The 4,075-nt window shown below is 66.4% G+C and carries 4 protein-coding genes and 1 pseudogene; 3 read left to right on the forward strand and 2 right to left on the reverse strand.

Going from position 1 to position 4,075, the window contains the following annotated elements; genetic code table 11:
- Positions 1-44 precede the first annotated feature (44 nt).
- Both B551_RS14760 and B551_RS14765 read left to right on the forward strand, forming a co-directional pair.
- Positions 45-593, forward strand: a complete 549-nt coding sequence (locus B551_RS14760) for a glutathione peroxidase (protein WP_083492614.1) — start codon at positions 45-47, stop codon at positions 591-593.
- Positions 594-652: 59 nt separating this feature from the next.
- Positions 653-1,504, forward strand: a complete 852-nt coding sequence (locus tag B551_RS14765) for a fumarylacetoacetate hydrolase family protein (protein WP_006579942.1) — start codon at positions 653-655, stop codon at positions 1,502-1,504.
- On the opposite strand, the pseudogene B551_RS27340 reads toward B551_RS14765, so the two are convergent.
- Positions 1,391-1,657 (reverse strand): annotated as a pseudogene (locus tag B551_RS27340) (hypothetical protein); the annotation flags it as partial. The gene B551_RS14765 and the pseudogene B551_RS27340 overlap by 114 nt on opposite strands.
- Positions 1,658-1,717: 60 nt before the next feature.
- On the opposite strand from B551_RS27340, the gene B551_RS14770 reads away from it, so the two are divergent.
- The gene (locus B551_RS14770; RefSeq protein WP_043439884.1) at positions 1,718-2,947 is read left to right on the forward strand and encodes a M20 aminoacylase family protein; all 1,230 of its coding nucleotides are present in this window, start codon (positions 1,718-1,720) and stop codon (positions 2,945-2,947) included.
- Between the two features lie 36 nt (positions 2,948-2,983).
- On the opposite strand, the gene B551_RS14775 is transcribed toward B551_RS14770, so the two are convergent.
- Positions 2,984-3,781: a helix-turn-helix domain-containing protein gene (locus B551_RS14775; protein WP_023264412.1), complete on the reverse strand. Its 798-nt coding sequence runs from the start codon at positions 3,779-3,781 to the stop codon at positions 2,984-2,986.
- Positions 3,782-4,075 lie beyond the last annotated feature (294 nt).

A 4,075-nucleotide genomic window follows, 5' to 3' on the forward strand; every position in this document is an offset into this window, starting at 1 on the left:
CCGGTGAACAAGGCGCGAACCGCCCTGCCGGCGCGGCCGCGACAATCTCTCAGGCATCGTCCGCCGCGCGCCCCGCCGCCGCGAACTGTCCCGCCACGCTGAACTTCCGCTTCCCGCGGCTGCAGGACGAGGCCGAACAGAACCTTTGCCAGTACGCGGGCAAGGTCGTGCTGGTCGTCAATACCGCCAGCTATTGCGGCTTCACGCCGCAGTACGAGGGCCTGGAGGCGCTCTACGCCAAATACCGCGAGCGCGGCCTGGTGGTGCTGGGCTTCCCTTCGAACGACTTTTCGCAGGAACCGGGCTCGGAAAAGGAGATCGCCGACTTCTGCTTCAACACCTACGGCGTCAAGTTCCCGATGCTGGCCAAGACCCATGTGCGCGGCGACCAGGCCAATCCGATGTATGCGCGGCTGGCCAGGGAAAGCGGCACCGCGCCCAAATGGAACTTCCACAAGTACCTGATCGACCGCGACGGACGCGTCGTCGCCAGCTATCAAAGCTCGGTGAAGCCGTCGGACCGGCAGCTGGTCTCTCGCATCGAGCAACTGCTGGCCGCACCGGCGCAGGCGAAACCGGCGGCGGCAAATTGATTCGGTAAATCACCGCATCACACCAACCAATCACACCAACAAGCAAGACGAGGAGAACGATGAAGCTGGTACGAATTGGCAGCGCCGGCGCCGAGCGGCCGGGACTGATCGATGCACAGGGCCGCGTGCGCGACTTGTCCGCCGTGATCGGCGATATCGACGCGCGCGCGCTGTCGCCGAGCGTCCTGGCCGAGCTGGCGGCGCTGGATCCCGCCACCCTGCCGCTCGCCGAATCCGAGCGTTTCGGCACGCCGTGGACCGGAATCGGCAAGATCGTCGCCATCGGGCTGAACTACGCGGACCACGCGGCCGAGGCAAACATGCCGATCCCGTCGGAGCCGATCGTGTTCCTGAAAGCGACCAGCTCGCTGAACGGCCCGAACGATCCCGTGATGTTGCCGCGCGATTCGGTCAAGAGCGACTGGGAGGTCGAACTCGGCGTGGTGATCGGCACGCGCGCGCAGGACGTGTTGCCGGCCGCCGCGCTCGATCACGTGGCGGGCTACTGCGTGGTCAACGATGTCTCCGAGCGCGAATTCCAGATCGAGCGCGGCGGCACCTGGGACAAGGGCAAGGGTTGCGACACCTTTTGCCCGGTCGGTCCGTGGCTGGTCACGCGCGACGAGGTGCCCGATCCGCAGGCGTTGTCGCTATGGCTGGACGTCAATGGCGAACGGATGCAAAGCGGCACCACCGCGACGATGGTGTTCGACGTCGCGACGCTGGTCAGCTACGTCAGCCGCTTCATGACGCTGCATCCCGGCGATCTGATCTGCACGGGCACGCCGCCGGGCGTCGGCATGGGCTTGAAGCCGCCGCGCTTTTTGCGGGCCGGCGACACGATGCGGCTCGGCATCGAGCGACTGGGCGAGCAGATGCAGCAGGTCCTGCCCTACACGCGCTCGGCGTGATGGCTTCGTCCGCGTCGTAACACAATGAAACATGAGGGGGGCTCTGATCCCTTGAAGGCGATCGAGTTCCCCCGACCCTGCGCGCGTCAGGGTGGACCGTACCCCGTTAGCAACAGTTCTGAAAACAAATGCGTCGCAAAGGTCAAATCGCATAGGCACTCGTGATCCTAAGTGGAATACTGTCCTTCATGGACTAGCCAATACGAGTGCCTCATGTCTGAAGTTGATCCCCCCATTCTCGTGTCCCGCCTCGGAGCCGATCTCACTCCGGCCTATTGCGAGTTGTCCGATACCCTGGATAGCCGCACCGAACTCGAGGCGATTCGCCGCACCATCCACCAATACCCCGAACTCGGATTTGAAGAGCACCGCACCGCCGAACTGGTGGCGCAGCGGCTCGAGCGTTGGGGCTATGCGGTGACGCGCGGGGTCGGCGGCACGGGCGTGGTCGGCACGCTGCGCAACGGCGACAGCGGGCGCAGCGTCGGCATCCGCGCCGACATGGACGCGCTGCCGATCCTGGAATCGACCGGCCTGCCGTACGCCAGCGTCCATTGCGGCAAGATGCACGCGTGCGGCCACGACGGCCATACCGCGATCCTGCTTGGCGCCGCGCGCCAGCTGGCGCGGACCCGCAATTTCGACGGCACCGTCAATCTGATCTTCCAGCCCGCCGAGGAAATCGGCGCCGGCGCCAGCGGCGCGCAGCGGATGCTCGCCGACGGGCTGTTCGAACGCTTTCCCTGCGATGCGATCTTCGGCCTGCACAACCATCCGGGCGTGCCGGTGGGCACCTTCATGTTCCGCGCCGGCCCGATGATGGCGGCCTGCGATACCGTAACGATTACGATTCGCGGCAAGGGCGGCCATGCCGCGCGGCCGCATCAGTCGATCGATCCGATCCTGGTCGCCGGCAGCCTGGTGATGGCGCTGCAGACCATCGTGTCGCGCAATGTGGATCCGAACGAGACCGCGGTGGTGACGATCGGCTCGCTGCATGCGGGCCATGCGCCCAACGTGATTCCGGAAAGCGCCAAGCTTGAACTGAGCGTCCGCTCGTTCAGTCCCGAGGTGCGTACCACGCTGGAAACGCGCATCCGCCAGCTGGTGAGCTCGCACGTCGAGGGCTATGGCGCCGCGGTCGACATCGACTACCGCCCCGGCTATCCGGTGGTGGTCAACAGCGAAGCGGAAACCGAATTCGCGCGCCAGGTCGCCGAGGAGCTGGTCGGCCCGGACAAGGTCGTGGGCCAGATCCCGCTGATCGCCGGCAGCGAGGACTTCGCCTATTTCCTGCAACAGCGTCCCGGTTGCTTCGTGCGCCTGGGCAACGGCGCGGGCCGTCCGCTGCTGCACAACCCCGCCTACGACTTCAACGACGACAACCTGACGGTGGGCGCGGCGTACTGGACCCGGCTGGTCGAACGCTACCTCGCTGCCTGACCGGCGTCTGCCTGCGGACGCCGACGGCGAACCCGCTCAGCGAAAGAACGCGCTGGGCGGCACGCCGAACTGCCGCCGGAACATCGCCGCGAACGCGCTCGGGCTCTGGTAGCCCAGTTCCAGTGCGACCTCGACGACCTTGACGCCGGCCGCCAGCCGCTCCAGCGCGGCGAGCAGCCGCGCCTGCTGACGCCACTGTCCGAAGGTCATGCCGGTCTCGCGCGCAAAGCGCCGCTGCACGGTCCTGCCATCGATGCCCAATCGCCGCGCCCAGTCGGCCAGCGTCATCGGCGTATCGGGCATTTCCAGAATCGCGGCACAGATACGCCGCAGCGCCGGGTCCGCGGGATGCGGAAGATGGAGCGGCAACGCCGGCAGCAGCACCACCTCGTCGAGCAGCAGCCGCATCACGCGGCCGTCGCGGGAATCGGCAACATAGGGCGGCACGATATCGATCGCCGCCAGGATCAATTCGCGCAGCAGCGGCGAGACCCCGAGCACGGTGCAACGCGTCGGCAAGCCGTCGGCCGCGTCCGGGCGAATATAGGCGGTCCGCATGCGCACGTGGCCCACCATGCGGATCCAGTGATCGGTGCCGCCGGGCACCCAGATCGCCCGCGTCGGCGGCACGATCCATTGGCCTTCGTCGGTACCCACCACCATCACGCCATGCACGGCATGCAGCAGCTGGGCATGCGGATGCCGGTGGCGGGTGGTCAGATGGCCAGGCTGATAGTCGGCGGCCATCGCGGCCACCGGCATCGGGCCGCGGTCGTACGCCATGTAGCGCGGGCGGGAGAGCAGGGCGCCGGGTGGGGAAGCAGCGTCGGCCATTGGGTCGATATCGCAAATGGGGCGAAGATGTGGCGTTTGGGGCGCGTTTCATGCGCCGGATAGGGCCATTATCTGTCCGTTTCGAGATGGTTGTAGTCTCAATCTCGCAGGACAGGCGCCAACACAAGGAATAGCATCACCCTTGTTCGCGCGCGTGCGGCCATGCTGCCGTGTTGCTCCCGCGTCTTCCCGACTGCGCCCGAACGCTCCCAGAACAAGTCCAAACAGAGACCTTGCCATGGCTTCGCGAATCGAATCCCTGTCTGCCGAACTGGGCAATGTGCCCGATGCCGC

Source organism: Cupriavidus sp. HPC(L), from assembly GCF_000307735.3.
GTDB lineage: Bacteria > Pseudomonadota > Gammaproteobacteria > Burkholderiales > Burkholderiaceae > Cupriavidus.